We start from the raw sequence: 17,984 nt of genomic DNA, 5'->3' as shown, positions 1-17,984 counted from the left end.
ACGATGCGTCTGCTGGTCGGACTGGGCAATCCCGGCCCGGAATATGAACGGCACCGGCATAATGTCGGGTTCATGGCCGTGGATGAGATCCACGGCCGCTACGGCTTCGGCCCCTGGAAGCGTCGCTTCCAGGGGTTGGTCGCCGAAGGCATGACAGGGGGCGAAAAATGCTTCCTGCTGAAACCCCAGACCTTCATGAACCTGTCTGGTCAATCGGTCGGAGAGGCCATCCGCTTTTATAAGCTGACCCCCGCTGACACCATTGTGCTGCATGATGAGTTGGATGTCGCCCCAGCCAGGATCCGGGTAAAACAGGGTGGCGGGCATGGCGGGCATAATGGCCTTCGTTCCATCGACGATCATATCGGCAAAGATTACTGGCGCGTGCGGATCGGTATCGGCCATCCCGGCGATAAGGATCGGGTGCATGGCTGGGTGCTGGGCAACTTTGCCAAAGCCGATGAGGTCTGGCTGCCCAAACTGCTGAACGTAATGGCAGCCGAACTGCCCCTGCTGGTCAAGGGCGAGCCAGAAAAATACGCCTCCCGCATTGCCTCACTGACAGCACCGCCGAAATCTCCCAAGGTGGAGAACCCAGTAAAACCGGTACCGTAAGCAGCAGCCATTCTTGCCACCAAGCGGCCGTGGAGATATCGGGCCTGAATCAAGGTGGTGAAACAACCCCAGAACATACGCTTAACGTCAAATGGCATGGCTGCCGGGTCGCACTGCTGACGCGGATTTTTCATCACCTTGGCGTTACAGGCATCGCGCAATTCGCTGGATGGCTAGGTAATCCAGGCCAGAATCAAGAGCTCATCCGCGATCGCTTTAACTGAATGGGGACAGGAGGTCAGGTCCCCATCGCTGGCGTCATCGGCAACAGATTCGACGTCGGATGCCCCCCATCCGTTTTGTCATTCACGACCCCAGAACGTGACAGCCGCGTCCTGGCCAAGAGCGTGACGAAAGCGAAAGCAGCCTTGCGCTGAGCGATTACAGGGTTTCAGTGCCTGTGATCCACGAGGCAGTTCCTTTCCACCGATTGCGCTGCCAATTCCTGAAAGCGGGCGATATAACGACCGTCCCCCACCATAGCCGGCTCCCGGATTGCATCGGCATTCAATTGGCGCAGTTCCGCACCGATCCGCTGACAGGGGCTGGCACAGCCAGCCAGCAGCAGCAAAAACAGCAACGGGACCGCACGGGCAAGAAACGGGGGTGACGGCATCGCGCAGTTTCCAGAAGGGGAGAACAGCCCTACCTTGCCCAGCGCGATCGACAAAAAACGGGACGAAAAGATGACCGGATTGGGGCACCGGCCGATGTAACCTGACTATAGTCACATCACCGCAATCAATAACGCCGGATCAGACCCACCAATCGCCCCTGTACACTGACCCGATCAGAGCCGAACACCCGGGTTTCATAGTTGGGGTTGGCCGGTTCCAGGGCAATTGAATTGCCCTTCCGACGCAGCCGCTTCAGCGTCACTTCCTGCTGATCGACCAGAGCAACAACGATGGTGCCATTCTCCGCCGTGTCACAGCGTTGGATAATCACAGTATCCCCGTCCAAGATACCCGCCTCCACCATACTGTCGCCCGCCACCTCCAGAGCGTAATGATCGCCGGCGGCCAGCATGGAGGCAGGGATATCGATCGTGACGGAGTTGTCGCGCATTGCCTCAATCGGCAGGCCTGCGGCGATGCGACCATAAAGCGGCAAAGCGACCGCTTCGGCATCATTGCTGGCTGGGCGGCCGGGCAGGCTGTTGCGGAAATCGCCGCGGATCACGTTCGGCTTGAATCGGGGCGACACTTCCGCCGGCGCAGAGGCCGGTGAAGCAACAGCAGGCTTGGTCCTGGGCATCGGCTTCTCCGGCAAACGCAGCACTTCCAGCGCCCGCGCCCGGTGAGGCAGACGGCGGATGAAACCCCGCTCCTCCAGACCTGTGATCAGGCGGTGGATGCCGGATTTGGATTTCAAGCTCAGCGCGTCCTTCATCTCGTCAAAAGAGGGAGAAACCCCACCCTCATTCAGGCGTTCATTGATGAAGAACAAGAGTTCCTGTTGCTTGCGCGTCAGCATGGCATTCCCTCACCCGCGACGGCGGCCGCCCATCCGGCGCCGTCTTTGTGACCGCCATCACTATAGAACAATAACGGAACACCAAGCAATGTTCCTTTTTGGTTCGCATTGATCGCTGCGTCGCAAAGACTGAACGCCTACGTGCATCTGCACGCCGAACAGGCATCAGAGGCCGTCCAATGGCATCACCTGCACCCGATCCCCTGCCTTGGCCGGCGGGGCGTGGGGTGCGCGCAGGATCAGGCAATCGGCCCAGGCCAGACGGCTCAACATGCCGCTGTCCTGTTTGGGGAAGGGTTCGGCCACCAACCGCCCTTCCCCGTCACGGGACAGTCTGGCGCGGATGAAATCGGCGCGGCTGTCATTGGCGCCCATGTCGCGGGCCAGGATGGCATCGCGCAGGTCATCGTCGGTCGGCAGCCCCTGCATGGCCAGCAGCAGCGGGCGCAGGAACAGCCAGGCACAGACCAGGGCCGAGACCGGATTGCCCGGCAGGCCGACCATGGGCACGCCATGCATCTGCCCGAACATCAGCGGCTTGCCCGGCCGCATGGCGATTTTCCAGAAATCCAGCTCCAACCCCGCCGCACCCAGAACAGCGCGAACAAGGTCATGTTCCCCCACTGATGCCCCGCCGATGGTCACCAGCAGGTCGGTCCCCGATGCGGCAGCGACGAGGGTGGACAGGCTGTCGGCGCTGTCACCGGCAATCCCCAGATCGACCGGTGCCCCACCGAGTTGCCGCACCAAGGCGCAGAGTGCCAGGGAATTGGAACTGACGATCTGACCCGGCGCCAGCGTGTCGCCGGGCATCACCACCTCGTCGCCTGTGGCCAGGATCGACACACGCGGACGCCGCCGTACCCGCAGCCAGGGCACATTCATGGAGGCGGCGAGCGCCAGATCACGCACAGTCAGGCGGCGACCGGCGGCGACGCCGACATCGCCGGTTGCAAAATCCTGTCCCGCCGGGCGGACCCAGCGGCCGGGACCACTGCCATCGCGAAGGGTGACCATGGCGCCGTGATCATCGGCATCCTCCTGCACCACCACCGTATCAGCCCCATCGGGCAAGGCCCCACCGGTAAAGATGCGGACCGCCTGACCTGGCCCCACATGGCCCGTAAAGGGGCGGCCCGCCGGTGCTTCACCAATGCGGGTCAGGGTGACGGGAAAGGCGGATATATCGGTGGTGCGGACGGCCCAGCCATCCATGGCGCTGACCGCCGTTGGCGGATGCGTGACGCGCGCGACCACATCAGCGGCCAGCACACGGCCCAGACCCTGGGTGATGGGCACCTGTTCAGCGGGCAGCAGCTTCGCCGCCGCCAGGATGCGGGCGCGGGCCTCGGAAAGCGGGATCAATCACATGCTCCGTCTGTCAAGTGCGTTCGACATATTGGCGCATATATCACGCCCCGCAACGGGGCAGGTGCGATGGAGAGCCGATAATTCGCCGATGGAGGGCGGCTTAAGCCGCCGGCCCGAGATAGGTCCCGCTTTTCCCGCCTTCCTTATAGGCAAGATGAACCCCGCCGATGACCATGCCCTTATCAACGGCCTTGCACATGTCATAGATGGTGAGGGCAGCCACCGACACGGCGGTCAGGGCCTCCATCTCCACCCCCGTACGGCCCTTCAGCTTCACCGTCGCCTCGATCTCCACCCTGGACCCGGCCTCGTCGATGGTGAAATCGACAGCCACCTTGGACAGCATCAGGGGGTGGCAGAGCGGGATCAGGTCGGGTGTCTTCTTGGCCGCCATGATCCCGGCCAGCCGCGCCACGCCCAGCACATCGCCCTTTTCCATGCCGCCATCGCGGATCAGGGCCAGGGTCTCCGGCTTCATGGCGATATAGCCGCGCGCCGTGGCGATCCGTACCGTCTCATCCTTGGCCGAGACATCGACCATGGCGGCGTTGCCCGCCTCATCAAAATGGGTGAGCGGGCTGTTCATGCCGCCTCGATCATCGGGGTGGAGAGCAGGGCCTTGGTGGCCGCCGTCACATCGGGCTTGGCCATCAGGCTTTCACCGATCAGGAAGCGGCGGGCCCCGGCCTGGGCCAGACGGGTCAGGTCGGCGGGGCTGTGGATACCGCTTTCCGCCACCAGATGCCGACCCGCCGGCACCATGGCGGAGAGCCGCTCGGTGGTGGCCAGATCAATGGCCAGGGTCTTCAGATTGCGGTTATTCACGCCCAGCAAACCACCCGGCAGCTTTAGCGCTCGCTCCATCTCCGCCTCATCATGGACCTCCACCAGGACATCCATGCCCAGTTCGACGGTCGCGTCATACAGCTCCCGCGCCAGGACATCGTCCAGGCAGGCCATGATCAGCAGGATGCAGTCGGCCCCCAGCGCCCGGCTTTCCACGATCTGATAGGGATCGATCATGAAATCCTTGCGCAGCGCCGGCAGTTCCACCGCCGCGCGGGCGGCCTGAAGGAAGGCGTCATCGCCCTGGAAGTACGGCACATCGGTCAGCACCGACAGGCAGGTGGCGCCGGCATCGCGGTAGGCCCTGGCCAGGGTCGGCGGATCGAAATCCGCCCGGATCAGGCCCTTGGACGGGCTGGCCTTTTTGATCTCCGCGATCAGGGCCCAGCGGCCCGCCGCGACGGTGTTTTCCAGGGCCTTAGCAAAGCCGCGCGGGGCGGGTTGGGCCTTAGCCAGATCGGTGACCACGGACAGCGGCCGGGCCGACTTGGCGCGGGCCACATGCTCGGCCTTATCAGCATTGATGCGGGCCAGGACGTCGGGTTGACTGGTCATAGGGTCATCGGCGTGTTGGTGATGGAGACAAGCCTATCCAGCGCCAGGCTGGCCTGGCCGGAGGCGATGCAATCGGCGGCTTTAGCCACACCGGCCTTGAGATCGGGCACGGCATCGGCCACGACAAGGGCGGCGGCAGCATTCAGCAGCACGATGTCGCGATAAGGGCCTGTGGCACCCGATAAGACGGCGCGCAAGGCGTCGGCGTTCTCCTCCGGCGTGCCGCCGCGCAGATCGGAGAGCGTGACGCGGGTCAGGCCCGCCTGTTCTGGCGTCACCTCAAACCGTCGCACCTGCCCGTCGCGCAACTCGGCAACATGGGTGGGGCCGGTGGTCGTGATCTCGTCCAGCCCATCGGCGCCTGAGACCACCCAGGCGCGGGTGGAGCCCAGGTTGCACAGCACCTGCGCCAGCGGTTCCACCCATTTGGCATCATAGACGCCCATGAGTTGACGTTGCGCCCCCGCCGGGTTTGACAAGGGCCCCATCAGGTTGAAGATCGTACGCGTGCCCAGTTCCACCCGCGTCGGCCCGACATTGCGCATGGCCGTATGGTGGCGGGTGGCCAGCAGAAAGCCGATATTGGCGTCGAACAGGGCCCGTTTCACCAGCGTGAAATCGGCATCCAGATTGACGCCCAGCGCCGACAGCACATCGCCGGCCCCCGACTTGGACGAAATGGCCCGGTTGCCATGCTTGGCCACGGGCACGCCACAGCCGGCAATGACAAAGGCCACGGCCGTGGAGATGTTATAGGTATGCGCGCCGTCGCCGCCGGTACCGCAGGTATCAATGATGCCGTCCGGCGCCTCGATCTTCAGGGCCTTGGCACGCATGGCGCGCACGGCCCCCGTGATCTCCCCCACCGTTTCGCCGCGCACGCGCAGCGCCATCAGGAATCCGCCCATCTGGGCCGGTGTGGCATTGCCCGACATGATGATGGTGAAGGCGTGTTCCGCCTCCACCTCGCTCAAAGGGGCGCCGGTGGCGACCTTCGCCAGCAGCGCCTTGAAATCCCCCATATCCCCTGACATCGGCCCCTCACGCCACGCGAAGCTGCGGACCGCGGGTCACGCCGGCCAGTTTCAGGAAATTGTCGAAAATCTTGTGCCCATGTTCGGACGCGATGCTTTCCGGGTGGAACTGCACGCCATGGATGGGCAGGGTCTTGTGCGACAGCGACATGATCATCCCATCGGGCAGCCAGGATGTCGCTTCCAGGCAAGCCGGCAGCGTTTCCTTCTCCACAATCAGGGAATGGTAACGCGTGGCCTTGAACGGGCTGGGCAGATCGGCCATCAGGCCACGCCCGTCATGGAACACATCCGACAGTTTGCCATGCATGGGTTCCGGCGCGCGAATGACCTTGCCGCCAAAGGCCTGGCCGATGGCCTGATGGCCCAGGCACACACCCATCAGCGGGATTTTGTGTTCCGCCGCCGCATGGATCAAAGGCAGGCAGATGCCGGCCTTGTCCGGGTCGCAGGGGCCGGGCGACAGCACGATGGCTTCCGGGTTAAGCGCCAAAGCCTCGTCCACACGCAGCGCATCGTTACGCCAAACGGCCATGTCAGCGCCCAATTCGCCCAGATAATGCACCAGGTTCCAGGTGAAACTGTCGTAATTGTCGATGAACAGCAGCATGGCTCTATTCCGCTATCGGCCCCCAGGGCCTTGGACCGCGAAGCCTACAGACTGCCCGCGATGATTTCCAGCCCATGCAGCCCTGTCCCCTGCGGCGGGCGGCATTGCGGCAGGGGCATTGCGCGAAGTCCTATGATTGTAGCAGTAAACTGTTCCAGTTCCCGTTGCCAAGGTCGCCCGCTCTATGCCGCCCTCAAAGCCCCGACCCGCCGGAAACAGCAAACGCCCCCGTACTGGCGGCAGCCAGGGTGCGCCGCGTCCCCGCGTGCGAACAGGGGCGGGAGCCGTGAAACGGGGTCGCGACCGGTTGGTCCACGCCCGGCGTCTGGCTATGCTCTGGCTGGCCCGTATAGGGGCGGGCGGGCGCATCGCGCTGGCACTGACCACGCTGGTGCTAGTGGCGGGCGGCATGACCGCCCTGTTGGGCGAGGAACGGTATCACCCTGTTGCCGCCGGCCCGGCTCTGACCCCAATGGAGGAGGAAGCGGACGCCAGCGGTGCGGACCAACCAGAAGATGCCGGCGATGAGGAAGCAGCGGAAACCGCCGACCTGCCCGCCCGCCCCGGCGCCGCCCCGCCCGTGCCCGACGCACAAGCCACTTTCCCGGCACAGCCACCGGTAACCGCGGACACCGCAAAACCTGCCGCCCCGCCGACACAGGTGGCGGCCCTGCCCGCTGCCCCGCCACGGCCCCTGCCGCCGCTGGTCGCTGCCCCCGCCGGCACACCCGTCTGGAAACATTTCGCGGTGGCGGCCCCGGCCCCCAACGGCCATCCGCGCATCGTGATCGTCATCGATGATATGGGTGTGGACAGGACCCGGTCGGAAAAGGTGGCGTCCCTGCCCGGCCCCCTGACCCTGGCCTGGCTACCTTATGCCCGCGACCTGCCGCAACAGACGGGAAAGGCCCGCGCCAATGGGCATGAACTGATCGTGCATATGCCCATGGAACCAACGGGCAAGGAAGACCCCGGCCCCGGTGCCCTGCTGACCCGGCTGGACGAGGCCACCTTGCGCCAGCGACTGGCCACCAATCTTTCTGCTTTCCAGGGTTTTGTCGGCATTAACAACCATATGGGCAGCCGCTTCACCGCCGATCCTACCGGCATGGCCGTGGTGATGGCCGAACTGGGGGCACGCGGCCTGCTGTTCCTGGACAGCCGCACGACGGCCAATACCGCCGCCGGCCCTCTGTCGGCGCATTATCAGGTGCCCATGCTGTCGCGCGATGTGTTCTTGGACCATGTGATGACAGCACAGGGTGTCGCGGCATCACTGGCCAAGGTGGAGGATATCGCCCGCAAAAACGGCCTCGCCATCGCCATCGGCCACCCCCACGATGTCACCATCGCCGCCCTGACCCAGTGGCTCCCGACCCTACAGGAAAAGGGGTTCCAGCTTGTGCCGCTGACGGCGGCGGTGAAATGAAAAACGCCCCGGCCATGCGACCGGGGCGTTTTCCTGTTTGGTGGGCTCACTTCCCCAGATGCGTCTTCAAGAACTTCTCCCACGCCTCCAGCACAGTCTTCATCTGGGCGGTGACGATGGGGGCGTGGTCCATGCCCTTGATCTCCACATACTCGACGGGCTTGCCGGCCCGTTCCAGGGCGCGGCGCATGTCGCGGCTGTGGGCGACGGAGGCCTGATAGTCCAGGTCGCCATGCACCAGCAGGACCGGCACCTTGATCTTGTCGGCCTGGTGATAAGGCGAAATGGGTTTCAGCGCATCGGGATTGTCACCGAAATAGAGGCCGCGCGTGATGTTACCGAAGCCTGACGACTTCACCTCATCATAAAGCCGCTCCAGATTGGCCACCGGTGCGGTCGCCACGGCGCATTTAAACAGGTCAGGCGTCTTCACCGCCGCCATCAGGGCGGCATAGCCACCATAAGACCAACCCAGGATGCACATACGGTTGGGGTCGGCATAGCCCTGGGCGATGGCCCATTTGGCGGCATCCGTTACGTCATCCTGCATCAACCCGCCCCACTGCCGCTCCCCCGCCTCGTTGAAGGCGGCGCCATAGCCGGTGGAACCGCGGAAATTAGGTTGAAGCACGCCATAGCCACGGTTGGCCAGGAACTGCGCCATCACATCGAAGGTGCCGGTATCGCGCGCGAAGGGGCCGCCATGGGGCATGATGATGAAGGGCAGGTTCTTACCCTCCACGCCGACGGGTAGGATCAGGTAACCGGGGATCTCGGTGCCGTCCGTGGCCTTATAGGTCACGGGCTGGCGCTTGCTGACATTCTCCTGCGCGATGCCGGGATAGGTGTCGCCGAACAGCGAGAACTCCTTGGTCCGCCGATCGAACATCCGGTAAGTCGTCGGCGCGTCCAGGGCGAAGCTGGCGACCAGGATCAGATTGCCGTCTGCCGCCGTGTCGATCACGATCTCCCGGCTGTCGGGCAGTGCCTTGTCCAGCGCGTCCTGCAGCTTCTGAATGGCAGGGTCAAGCCATTGCCGACGTGGCAGGTCATCCACCCAGGCGATGGCCACAACGGCCCCGCGCTGTATGATCGGTGTTTCCACATCAAAGCGCGGGTCGCTGGCGACCTTTTCGCCCATCTGGTCATTGGCCAGATCATATTTGTAAACGGCGGAACGGTCGCCTTCGTGCCGGGAAGCCACAAACAGGTTCTGGCCAGACGCATCGAAGCCCAGAATGCCGAATCCGCCATCATCCTCCAGCACCTTGTTCTTCATCATCAGTTCAAAATCGCCACCCGCCACGCGACGCAGGTATCGGCTTTCCAGCTTGCGGTCGTCATAGGTTTCCGCGATGCGGATTTCGCCCGTGGGGTCGGGGATGTATTCCATGACGTTGCGGACCGGACGGCGCACGCGGGTAAAGGCACCCGTGACCACGTTCAACTTCACGACGCCCGGCCAGGGGCCATCGTCGGTGGGAAAGGCGGCCAGCACATATTCATCATCAATGAATTGCAGGATCGGTGTATGCTGGAGATAGTAGCCATTATCCGGCGGGCGCTGCAGCAGCACCTTCATTTCCTGAAGATCCCGCGACATGGACACGGTCCGTGTAAAGCGCAGGGGCTTGCGTCCGTCGCTGGTATTCATCTTCTCGGTCGTCAGGATGCGGACCAGCAGGCGTTCATTGCTGATCCAGTCGAAGCCGATGATCTCTGCATCCGACGGGCCGATGACGGCGGGCTTCTCTGCCTGGGTCAGGGGCAGTTTGCGCACCACCAGATGCTGACGGCCACTGACGGGGGCCAGGAAGGCGACATGGCTGCCATCGGGCGACAGATCAACATCGGCCATCACAGGCTGATGCGCGAAGTATTCGACCGGGATTTCGGGTGCAGGTTCGGCCAGCGCAGCACTTGCCCACAGACCCCCAAACAATATCACGGCAATCCGGGCCACACCCCACAATGCACGCATTCCCACTCCCCGTTTCTATGACGTTCCCCAACGCCTTTGACAGGAAGGAGCGTAGAATATTCGTACAGGCACGGTAAAGGGCCCTGCACACGCCCTAGAGGAAACTGTAGGGGTCAATATCAACTTGCACACGTATGGATGCAGGCACCTCGACCCGCGCCAGCCAGTCATAGAGGATTGGTTGCAATGAGACCGATTTCGGCCCCTTGATCAGCAACCGGCGGCGGTATCGACCACGCAGCACGGCCAGCGGCGCGGGCGCTGGACCCAGAATCGTCAGGTCCTCCCGGTCGCGCGGTGCGGCCCGGCCCAGGGCGGCAGCCGCAGCATCCACCAGCCCCTCATCCTCTCCCGACACGATCAGCGCCGCCATGCGGCCAAAGGGCGGCATTTCCAGTTGCCGGCGCTGATCGGCCTCCACCGCCAGGAAACTGTCGCGGTCATGGCTGGCCAACGCCTGCATAACGGGGTTTTCCGGCATATAGGTTTGCAGCATAACGCGGCCCGGCCTCTCCTCCCGCCCTGCCCGGCCCGCCACCTGATGCAGCAGTTGGAAGGTGCGTTCCGACGCGCGCGGATCACCGCCGGCCAGCCCAAGATCGGCATCAACCACGCCGACCAGCGTCAGCATGGGGAAATGGTGGCCCTTGGCCATGACCTGCGTACCGATCAGCAGGTCGACCGCTCCATCCTTCACCTGTTCGATCACGGTGCGCAGTGCCTGCGGTCCGGACAGGGTGTCGGATGTCATCATCGCGATGCGGGCATCCGGGAACAGGGTCGCCACCTCCTCGGCCACCCGCTCCACACCAGGGCCGCAGGCAACAAAACTACCCTCGGCCTCGCACTCGGGACAGGCATCGGGGCTTTTCGCCTGATAGCCGCAATGATGGCATTGCAGCCGCTTGGTCAACCGGTGTTCGACCAGCCAAGCGGTGCAGTTCGGGCATTGCAGCCGGTGGCCGCAACTGCGGCACAGCGTCAAAGGCGCATAGCCGCGCCGGTTCAAGAACAGCATCCCCTGTTCACCGGCCAGCATGGTCTGGGCCAGTGCCTCACGCAGCACGGGCGACAGCCAAGCCCTTGCGGGCGGCGCCTGTTCCTTGCGCCGCATGTCAATCAGGGTGACGTCGGGCATGCTGGCCCCGCCATGGCGCGATGGAAGGTCGATGCGGCTGTAGCGACCATTCTCCGCATTCACCAGCGTTTCCAGCGACGGGGTGGCAGAGGCCAGGACGATGGGGAACCGGCCCAGATGGGCGCGTGCCACCGCCATGTCGCGCGCATGGTAGATGACCCCGTCTTCCTGCTTGAAGGCGGCTTCATGCTCCTCATCCACCACGATCAGGCCCAGATCGGGATAGGGCAGGAACAGGGCCGAGCGTGCGCCCACCACGACCCGCGCCTCCCCCTTGGCCACCGCCCGCCAGGTATGGCGGCGCAGCGGCGGGGCCATTTCCGAATGCCATTCAGCGGGCCGCACCCCGAACCGCTGCGCAAACCGGTCCAGCCATTGTGCCGACAGGGCAATTTCGGGCAGCAGGACCAGCGCCTGTTTGCCGGCGCGAAGGGCCGCCGCCACCGCCTCGAAATAGACCTCGGTCTTGCCCGACCCGGTCACCCCGTCCAGCAGCGTGGCCGAATAGCCGCCCGCCGAAACCTTGGCCGCCAGATCATCGGCGGCCAGACGCTGCGCGCCCGACAGGGTTTTGGGATTGGCCTCCGGGTCTGGCTGGGGAAAGCGCGGCAGGGCCAGCATGGGGACCGTGGTCAGCACGCCAGCGTCGGCCAGCCCACGCACCACACCCGTGCCGCACCCCGCCTCTGCCGCGATGTCGGCGGCCAGGCGCGGCGGGCCATCGGACAGGATTTCCAAGATACGCTTGCGCGCCGGGGTCAGGCGCAGATCGTCGGGCACCGCCGCATCGCTGCGCATATAGGCGGTCAGCGCACGCGGGTCCTCCAGCGCTGCTGATACCGACACGGCCATGCGCAGAACGGCCCCCACGGGCGACATGGTATAGGCTGCGACCCATTCCACGAAACGCCGGGTAATGTCGGGCATCGGGGGCAGGTCAATGGCGCGGATGACGGGACGCAGTTTGCGTTCCTCCACCCGCTCCCCCTGCCCGTCACCATCGGCCCAGACCACGCCGAACAGCCGGCGCGGGCCTAACGGCACCTCCACATAGGAACCGGGGACCAGCGCCATGTCACCGGGCACGCGGTAATCATAGGGTTCGGGCAGCGGCAAGGGCAGTTGTACCCGCACGCGCGCCGAAGGCGCCGTCACGCCGGAAAGCAGATCGCCGGTCAATTGTCATTATCCACGTGGCGGCGCGGGTCCATGCGATCATGCAGGACGCGCAAAATATCGACCAGCCCCGGTTCCACAACACGATAGTAGAGGGCATGGCAGGGACGCTGAACCCGTCCGTCGCGAAGTGCTGCGTCCGGGCAATGGCGCAGATGGAACTGCAGAAGCCCCTCTCCAAGATCAGGGCGCACAGCGGCACCCGACCTTCGGGGCTGCTCCGCCACCAACCGGAAAGCCGTTTCCATGAGGCCGCGATAGCGGCGTCGGGCCAGAGGGCCAAACATCTGGTGGCTATGGACCAGGATTTCCGCCACGTCGGAACGGGCAGCGGGTGCAAGACGGTATCGCGCCATCGGCTTTCACCGCACCGGCGCAGTCACGGGCCGGTCAATCTCTGCTTCAATGCTGTCAAAGAAATCGGACAGGCCCTGCTCGTCAAACTCCAGATACTCGCCATTGTCGATCTGGGTGGCACCCAGGGTCACCGCCGCCCGCAACGCCTCCAGCTTGGCCTTCTCCGCCGCCTCGCGCTTCTCGATCAGGCGGATGCCTTCGCGCAACACCTCGCTGGCATTCTGGTAGCGGCCAGAACGCACCAGTTCCTCGATCACCTTTTCGTGATGGTCGGTCAGGACGACATTGCGCGTGGGCATGGGGAACCTCCATTCAGGTCCCCCATTCTCCCACAATTGGCAGATCATGCCAATGGAACCGGTCTTACCGCTTCAGCAGCCGGTCAGACGCTAGCCCGGCCAGGGCGCAGCCGCACAGCACGGCGCACATGGGCAGGGGTGACCCACCCGTGGACAGCGCCCCCACAATGCCACCGGCCAGCGCGCCGATGGTCAACTGCAAGGCACCCGACAGCGAAGAGGCCGTGCCCGCCATATGCGGAAAGGCGGCCAGCGATCCTGCCATGCCATTGGCCCCGACCAAGCCCAGGGCGCCCAGATAGAAGAACAGCGGAATGGCCACACCATAGACACCGCCAATGCCAAAACCACCCGTAACGATCAGCACAGCGCCGATACCGGCGGTGGCCAGAATGCCCCAGCCCATCATACGATCCACACCATGCCGCAGAACCAGTCGACTGTTCACGATGTTGGCGATCATCAGGGCCACGACATTGACGCCGAACAGGAAACCGAAATGTTCCGGCGCCACACCAAAATGTTCAATGTAAACGAAGGGCGTGCCGGAGATGTAGGCGAACATGCCAGCAAAGACAAAGCCCGAGGACAATGCATAACCCATGAAGCGCCGATCCAGAAGCAGCAGGGCATAGTTGGACAGCAGACCACCCGATCGGCTGCCCATAGGCCGCGCTGTTTCCTTGACTGTCAGCAAGCCCAGCCCCGCCAGCAGACCGAAGCCGGCCAAGCACCAGAAGATGCCGCGCCAGCCCGCCTGGTCCAGGACCTGGCCGCCTGCCAAGGGCGCCAGCATGGGGGCAACCCCCATGACAAGCATCATCAGCGACATGACGGAGGCACCCCGGTCACGGTCGAAACTGTCGCGCACCATGGCGCGGGCGATGACCGGTGCCGCGCAGGCCCCGACACCATGCAGAAACCGCCAGGCGGTCAGCGACCAGATGTCAGGCGCCAGCGCACAGCCGGCACTGGCCAGGATGAACAGAGCCACACCAAGAGCCGCCGGACCCTTGCGGCCATAACGGTCGCCCAGGGGTCCCCACAACAACTGTCCCGCACCATAACCGATCAGGAAAATCGACAGGGTCATCTGCACCGCCGCCTGATCGGCGTTCAGATCAGCGCCGATGGCGGGCAAGGCCGGCAGATACATGTCAATGGCCATCGGACCGAACATGGTCAGGAAACCCATGACCACAACGAACCAGGTAAAGCTGGTGCCCGGCGGCAAACCACCTGGAATGGCAACGGCCTGACCGCCCGCCGTCTGTTCGGTGGGATTGTTCCCGATATCAACACTGCGCATGTTGGATGCCTTGCACAGAACCCGGTACTGACCAGGCACTGAAATGATTAAAGCACCAGCCTTTCCGCAGCGCACCCAACCTGTCCCGATGGCAGAGGCCCACCTGCCGCATGGCAATGTCCCCAGCCCGTTTCCAGCGCTGAACCAGCGTCCTTAGCGGCGTTACGCCACCTGACGCTGGCTTTCGGCCAGGATGACGGCCAACCGTTCGCGCAGTGCCCGCATTTCGGCCGTCACCTGTGTCGCGCGCTGACCCAAGTCCTGGGACAGGGTCCGGGTTTCACTGGCATCGGCAGCAACCGACCGGATGCGGTCGGAAACCTCCATCGTGCCATCGGCTGCACCGGCCGCACTCGCGCTGATACTTTCCGTGGCGCTGCCCTGCTGTGTAACTGCCGCGCTGATCGAACCGGCGATTTCATCGATCCGGGCAATGACATCATGGAGTTGGTGGATATCGGCGATGACACGATCAGTGGCGCGCTGCACTGCGCTGATCTGGGAGGTGATTTCTTCGGTGGCAGTACCCGTCTGGTTCGATAAATTCTTCACCTCTGCCGCGACCACGGCAAAGCCACGCCCTGCCTCCCCGGCTCGCGCCGCCTCTATGGTTGCGTTCAACGCCAGGAGGTTGGTCTGGCCTGAGATGTCGCCGATCAACTGCGCCGCACGGCCGATATTCTGTGCCGCATCGGCCAACTGGCTCACCATGGCGCGGGTCTGCGCCCCGCGTTGGACGGCCTCATGCACCATATCCGCCACAGCAGTGACTTGACGTCCAATCTCCCGCGAGGAGGTGGCCAGTTGCTCGGTTGCCGCCGCCACCGCTTGTACATTGCCAGTGGCATCATTGGCGGCACCCGCCACACCATCTGACTGTTCCCCGGTACGGGTGGCCGCACCTGTCATCCGTTCCGCCATGGCCGCGATGCCGGCCGCCTCCGTCAGGACGGCTTCCACCCGGCGGGTCATTTCTTGTTCCAACGCCTGGGCCAAACCACCTAACCGGTCCGACATCTCCTGCTTATGCGCGCGCTCACGTTCCTGTTCCTCGACTTTCAGCCGGTCCATCTCCTCGGCATTGACCCGAAAGACGTCAATGGCACGCGCCATATCACCGATCTCGTCCCGACGGCCCGTACCGGGAATGAAGGTGAGCCGTTCACCGCGCGCCAGCCCCTCCATCGCCCCTTCGATCTGGGCCAGCGGTGCCGTGATAGACCGGACGAGCAGCAGCGACAGTCCGCAGAACAAGGCCACCAAAACGCCCCCGATAATCAGGGTCAGGCGCTGTGTCTGGATACGGATTCCGCTTTCAGCCGCCTTGGCTTCGGTCAAGCCAACCTTGGTGTAGGTGAACAGCCGGCCAAGCAATGGTGTGGTTTCGCTGAAGGCCGCATTGAATTCCTTGACCGCCTGGCCCTGGGCCGTGACGGCAGAGGCCAGGGCAACCATGTCCTGCCGGTACTGGCGTGACAGGGTATCCAAGGCCTCCTTGGTCTGTGGGTCAAGTTGGCTTTCCGGGATGAAGAAGGAAAACTCATTGAAGGCCTTGCGATGCTGACCGACATATTTGTCATCACCGGTCATCAGGAAGGATTTCTCGGCATTGCGCATTTCGGCCATGCCAATGAAGAGCTGCGCCCCCATGCTGGCGGGCCATTTCTTCAGTTCCTGCTCTGTCGCGGCCACAGAGCGCATCATCTGCCCGCGAAGCCCATCCTCATCCGTGAACCCCACGTCACGCGTTGCCTTGTCGACACTGTCGAAGGCAGCGGTCAGGCGCGATAGCTTCTCCGCGAGGGCGGACACCGTTTCCGTCTCCTCAGCCACAGACGGATGGGCGGCCACTGCGGCTGCCGCCTTCTCCACTTCCGTGAGTGTGGATCTGAAGGCCTCCCCAGCCGCCGGGTCCCGTTCCTTAAGGAAACGCGTGAGGTGCAATTGTAACGCCGTCATGCCCCTGTTCAGATCGGCGGTTGATTCTGCCAGGGACGAGAGCCCCGTCATCCGACTGGTGGCACTTTCGCGCTTTGTATCCCCCAGCAGGAAAACACCCGCAGTCAGCAAAACCGTCAGCAGGGCCGCCCCCACCAGAAACCCGATACGGGTCGAAATAGACAGGCGGGCCAGCCAACCGCCCTCTTCGCCACGATCACCCGCCAGCAATCCGGTTGGCAGGCGGGCCATCACCCGCCCAACCCCTGATGAAAGACGGCTCAGCCAGACTGAATGGAAAGGCCCCACCGCCGACAGTAGCGATTTTTTATGCGAACCAGCGGTTTCCTCACTGGACAAGGTCAGATCGCTCATGCCGCGCATCCCATTGATGGAGTTTTGCTAAAATCCCAGCAAAATCTGTTTCTTCGACACCCTGCGGGCGACGGATAAGGCCAGCCACGCGGGGGCTTTGACCACCAGATAGGGACGAATTGGTAAAGCTCCGGCGGCGCTTTGATGAAGTTTCCATGACGGAACGCTCCGTCCCTCCACAAAGGCAAAGCGGGCGTGAGTTACCGTCCTGTGCATGGCGCTCATGCAAAAGCGGCGACAGGCGTTCAATCATCGCGGGGAAGATTTGTAAGCTGGCGCTCAGCTTGCTATGGTTGTGTGTGACCCTTGCCACCACGCGCCAGGGAATGATGGGTATACTGACGCCCGAACTTTTGATCCGTGCCTATGGCAGTGGGGTTTTCCCCATGGCGGAAAGCGCCGATGCCCACGATCTGCTGTGGTTTGATCCACCTTTTCGGGGGGTACTTCCGCTGGATGGGTTCCATGTGCCGCGACGACTGCGCAAAACCTTGCGCCATTTCCCTTTCGACATCCGGGTCGACAGCGATTTCCGTGCCACCATGACCCATTGCGCCGAGCCGGCCCCCGATCGCCCACAGACTTGGATCAACACCGACATCATGGAGACCTATTGCCAGTTGCACGCCATGGGTAAGGCCCATTCGGTCGAATGCTGGCAGGACGGGCAGATGGTGGGCGGGCTTTACGGTGTATCGCTGGGGGCCGCTTTTTTCGGGGAAAGCATGTTCTCTCGTGCGACCGATGCCAGCAAGATCGCTTTGGTCCATCTCGTGGCGCGGCTGCGCGCCGGCGGCTATATGCTGCTGGATACACAGTTCCTGACGGAACATCTGTCACAGTTCGGGGCCACCGAGATACCGCGACACCGCTACCGCGCGCTGCTGTCCAAGGCCGTCAACGCCCAGGCCGACTTTTACGGCTTTGAAGATGAACGTGTTTTGCTGTCTGACTTCCTGCAGTCCTTGACCCAGACATCATAGACCGGGTGTTCCATGGCGGATAGGGCAGGGCTGGAGGCAAACATCCAGCCCTGGAACACAGCAACCACGGTCCCGTCAGCCTGTTTCTCCTGCGCATCGAGAAATGCAGCGGATTCAGGCGGATCAATGGGGGAGGCTTTCTGACAAGCCTTCACCAGAAGGGTTAATTGACCGAACGACACAGGTTCGCCCACCGGTGCTTCAAAAGTGCTGGTCCGGGCGGTTACCTTGTCCAGCCCCTGCAACAATGCCACTGGCATCGGATCGAATTTACGAGCGGGGGGCGGCGGCGGGGCCGGACGCTGCACGGCACCCAGCGGCGCCTCGAGTGCCGGGGCTGAAGGCGGAGAGGCGGCCGGGTCTGCCGGTGGCACCTCCTGGGCAGTGGCCGGCAGGAACAGTGCCAAGGCGAGGCCGATGAATGCAAGGCGGGTGAGCATAAACGAACCAGTGGCAGCAGGAAAAGTCAGGCAGATTGGCCAGAGAAATGCG

The 17,984-nt window shown here is 63.5% G+C and carries 17 protein-coding genes; 3 read left to right on the top strand and 14 right to left on the bottom strand.

Going from position 1 to position 17,984, the window contains the following annotated elements:
* The first annotated feature begins 3 nt into the window (after positions 1–3).
* Complete coding sequence (gene pth / locus CHU95_RS14045) at positions 4–615, top strand: aminoacyl-tRNA hydrolase (protein WP_094456959.1); 612 nt, start codon at positions 4–6, stop codon at positions 613–615.
* A gap of 391 nt (positions 616–1,006) precedes the next feature.
* On the opposite strand, the gene CHU95_RS14040 is transcribed toward pth, so the two are convergent.
* From CHU95_RS14040 to CHU95_RS14010, 7 genes are all read right to left on the bottom strand, one after another.
* Complete coding sequence (locus CHU95_RS14040) at positions 1,007–1,231, bottom strand: hypothetical protein (RefSeq protein WP_094456958.1); 225 nt, start codon at positions 1,229–1,231, stop codon at positions 1,007–1,009.
* 125 nt (positions 1,232–1,356) lie between these two features.
* Positions 1,357–2,091, bottom strand: coding sequence for a transcriptional repressor LexA (lexA, locus tag CHU95_RS14035; protein WP_094456957.1), 735 nt, complete (start codon positions 2,089–2,091; stop codon positions 1,357–1,359).
* Between the two features lie 165 nt (positions 2,092–2,256).
* A complete protein-coding gene (locus CHU95_RS14030) occupies positions 2,257–3,456 on the bottom strand; it encodes a molybdopterin molybdotransferase MoeA (RefSeq protein ID WP_094456956.1) in 1,200 nt (399 codons plus the stop codon).
* Between the two features lie 106 nt (positions 3,457–3,562).
* The gene (moaC, locus tag CHU95_RS14025; RefSeq protein WP_094456955.1) at positions 3,563–4,048 is read right to left on the bottom strand and encodes a cyclic pyranopterin monophosphate synthase MoaC; all 486 of its coding nucleotides are present in this window, start codon (positions 4,046–4,048) and stop codon (positions 3,563–3,565) included.
* Positions 4,045–4,863: an indole-3-glycerol phosphate synthase TrpC gene (trpC, locus tag CHU95_RS14020; protein WP_094456954.1), complete on the bottom strand. Its 819-nt coding sequence runs from the start codon at positions 4,861–4,863 to the stop codon at positions 4,045–4,047. Before trpC ends, moaC begins: the two co-directional genes overlap by 4 nt.
* Positions 4,860–5,897, bottom strand: a complete 1,038-nt coding sequence (trpD, locus tag CHU95_RS14015; RefSeq protein ID WP_094456953.1) for an anthranilate phosphoribosyltransferase — start codon at positions 5,895–5,897, stop codon at positions 4,860–4,862. The genes trpC and trpD overlap by 4 nt, the downstream gene beginning before the upstream one ends.
* Before the next feature lie 7 nt (positions 5,898–5,904).
* Positions 5,905–6,507: an anthranilate synthase component II gene (locus CHU95_RS14010; RefSeq protein ID WP_094456952.1), complete on the bottom strand. Its 603-nt coding sequence runs from the start codon at positions 6,505–6,507 to the stop codon at positions 5,905–5,907.
* Between the two features lie 286 nt (positions 6,508–6,793).
* Here CHU95_RS14010 and CHU95_RS14005 point away from each other — a divergent pair, with 286 nt between their 5' ends.
* Positions 6,794–7,936 (top strand): divergent polysaccharide deacetylase family protein, encoded by a 1,143-nt coding sequence (locus CHU95_RS14005; protein ID WP_165772176.1) that lies wholly within the window; start codon positions 6,794–6,796, stop codon positions 7,934–7,936.
* A 46-nt stretch (positions 7,937–7,982) separates the two neighbouring features.
* On the opposite strand, the gene CHU95_RS14000 is transcribed toward CHU95_RS14005, so the two are convergent.
* The 6 genes from CHU95_RS14000 to CHU95_RS22930 form a co-directional block, all read right to left on the bottom strand.
* A complete protein-coding gene (locus tag CHU95_RS14000; RefSeq protein WP_094456950.1) occupies positions 7,983–9,917 on the bottom strand; it encodes an alpha/beta hydrolase family protein in 1,935 nt (644 codons plus the stop codon).
* A 94-nt stretch (positions 9,918–10,011) separates the two neighbouring features.
* Positions 10,012–12,234 carry a primosomal protein N' gene (locus CHU95_RS13995; RefSeq protein ID WP_094456949.1) on the bottom strand — a complete coding sequence of 741 codons (2,223 nt, stop codon included), beginning with the start codon at positions 12,232–12,234 and terminating at the stop codon, positions 10,012–10,014.
* Positions 12,231–12,587 (bottom strand): type II toxin-antitoxin system RelE/ParE family toxin, encoded by a 357-nt coding sequence (locus CHU95_RS13990; RefSeq protein WP_094456948.1) that lies wholly within the window; start codon positions 12,585–12,587, stop codon positions 12,231–12,233. The genes CHU95_RS13995 and CHU95_RS13990 overlap by 4 nt, the downstream gene beginning before the upstream one ends.
* Before the next feature lie 6 nt (positions 12,588–12,593).
* Positions 12,594–12,887, bottom strand: a complete 294-nt coding sequence (locus CHU95_RS13985; protein ID WP_094456947.1) for a type II toxin-antitoxin system ParD family antitoxin — start codon at positions 12,885–12,887, stop codon at positions 12,594–12,596.
* 64 nt (positions 12,888–12,951) lie between these two features.
* Entirely contained in the window at positions 12,952–14,196 is a 1,245-nt protein-coding gene (locus CHU95_RS13980) for a Bcr/CflA family multidrug efflux MFS transporter (RefSeq protein WP_094456946.1), read from the bottom strand.
* Between the two features lie 162 nt (positions 14,197–14,358).
* Positions 14,359–16,509, bottom strand: coding sequence for a methyl-accepting chemotaxis protein (locus tag CHU95_RS22930; protein WP_165772175.1), 2,151 nt, complete (start codon positions 16,507–16,509; stop codon positions 14,359–14,361).
* A gap of 329 nt (positions 16,510–16,838) precedes the next feature.
* On the opposite strand from CHU95_RS22930, the gene aat reads away from it, so the two are divergent.
* Positions 16,839–17,492 carry a leucyl/phenylalanyl-tRNA--protein transferase gene (gene aat / locus CHU95_RS13970; RefSeq protein ID WP_094457245.1) on the top strand — a complete coding sequence of 218 codons (654 nt, stop codon included), beginning with the start codon at positions 16,839–16,841 and terminating at the stop codon, positions 17,490–17,492.
* Here the strand turns inward: aat and CHU95_RS22735 are convergent.
* Positions 17,426–17,932, bottom strand: coding sequence for a DUF2155 domain-containing protein (locus CHU95_RS22735; protein ID WP_207762501.1), 507 nt, complete (start codon positions 17,930–17,932; stop codon positions 17,426–17,428). The two genes, aat and CHU95_RS22735, sit on opposite strands and share 67 nt — an antisense overlap.
* Between the last annotated feature and the right edge of the window lie 52 nt (positions 17,933–17,984).

Source organism: Niveispirillum lacus (genome assembly GCF_002251795.1).
GTDB classification, from domain to species: domain Bacteria; phylum Pseudomonadota; class Alphaproteobacteria; order Azospirillales; family Azospirillaceae; genus Niveispirillum; species Niveispirillum lacus.
This window is presented reverse-complemented; position numbering and strand designations above follow the sequence as displayed.

What these genes read in the sequence shown, in the direction of transcription:
- CHU95_RS14010 (WP_094456952.1), bottom strand. Translation starts at nt 6,507, where the DNA reads ATGCTGCTGTTCATCGACAATTACGACAGTTTCACCTGGAACCTGGTG.
- trpD (WP_094456953.1), bottom strand. Translation starts at nt 5,897, where the DNA reads ATGTCAGGGGATATGGGGGATTTCAAGGCGCTGCTGGCGAAGGTCGCC.
- CHU95_RS13990 (WP_094456948.1), bottom strand. Translation starts at nt 12,587, where the DNA reads ATGGCGCGATACCGTCTTGCACCCGCTGCCCGTTCCGACGTGGCGGAA.
- moaC (WP_094456955.1), bottom strand. Translation starts at nt 4,048, where the DNA reads ATGAACAGCCCGCTCACCCATTTTGATGAGGCGGGCAACGCCGCCATG.
- CHU95_RS14040 (WP_094456958.1), bottom strand. Translation starts at nt 1,231, where the DNA reads ATGCCGTCACCCCCGTTTCTTGCCCGTGCGGTCCCGTTGCTGTTTTTG.
- lexA (WP_094456957.1), bottom strand. Translation starts at nt 2,091, where the DNA reads ATGCTGACGCGCAAGCAACAGGAACTCTTGTTCTTCATCAATGAACGC.
- CHU95_RS13980 (WP_094456946.1), bottom strand. Translation starts at nt 14,196, where the DNA reads ATGCGCAGTGTTGATATCGGGAACAATCCCACCGAACAGACGGCGGGC.
- CHU95_RS14000 (WP_094456950.1), bottom strand. Translation starts at nt 9,917, where the DNA reads ATGCGTGCATTGTGGGGTGTGGCCCGGATTGCCGTGATATTGTTTGGG.
- CHU95_RS13985 (WP_094456947.1), bottom strand. Translation starts at nt 12,887, where the DNA reads ATGCCCACGCGCAATGTCGTCCTGACCGACCATCACGAAAAGGTGATC.
- pth (WP_094456959.1), top strand. Translation starts at nt 4, where the DNA reads ATGCGTCTGCTGGTCGGACTGGGCAATCCCGGCCCGGAATATGAACGG.
- aat (WP_094457245.1), top strand. Translation starts at nt 16,839, where the DNA reads ATGGGTATACTGACGCCCGAACTTTTGATCCGTGCCTATGGCAGTGGG.
- CHU95_RS22735 (WP_207762501.1), bottom strand. Translation starts at nt 17,932, where the DNA reads ATGCTCACCCGCCTTGCATTCATCGGCCTCGCCTTGGCACTGTTCCTG.
- CHU95_RS22930 (WP_165772175.1), bottom strand. Translation starts at nt 16,509, where the DNA reads ATGAGCGATCTGACCTTGTCCAGTGAGGAAACCGCTGGTTCGCATAAA.
- trpC (WP_094456954.1), bottom strand. Translation starts at nt 4,863, where the DNA reads ATGACCAGTCAACCCGACGTCCTGGCCCGCATCAATGCTGATAAGGCC.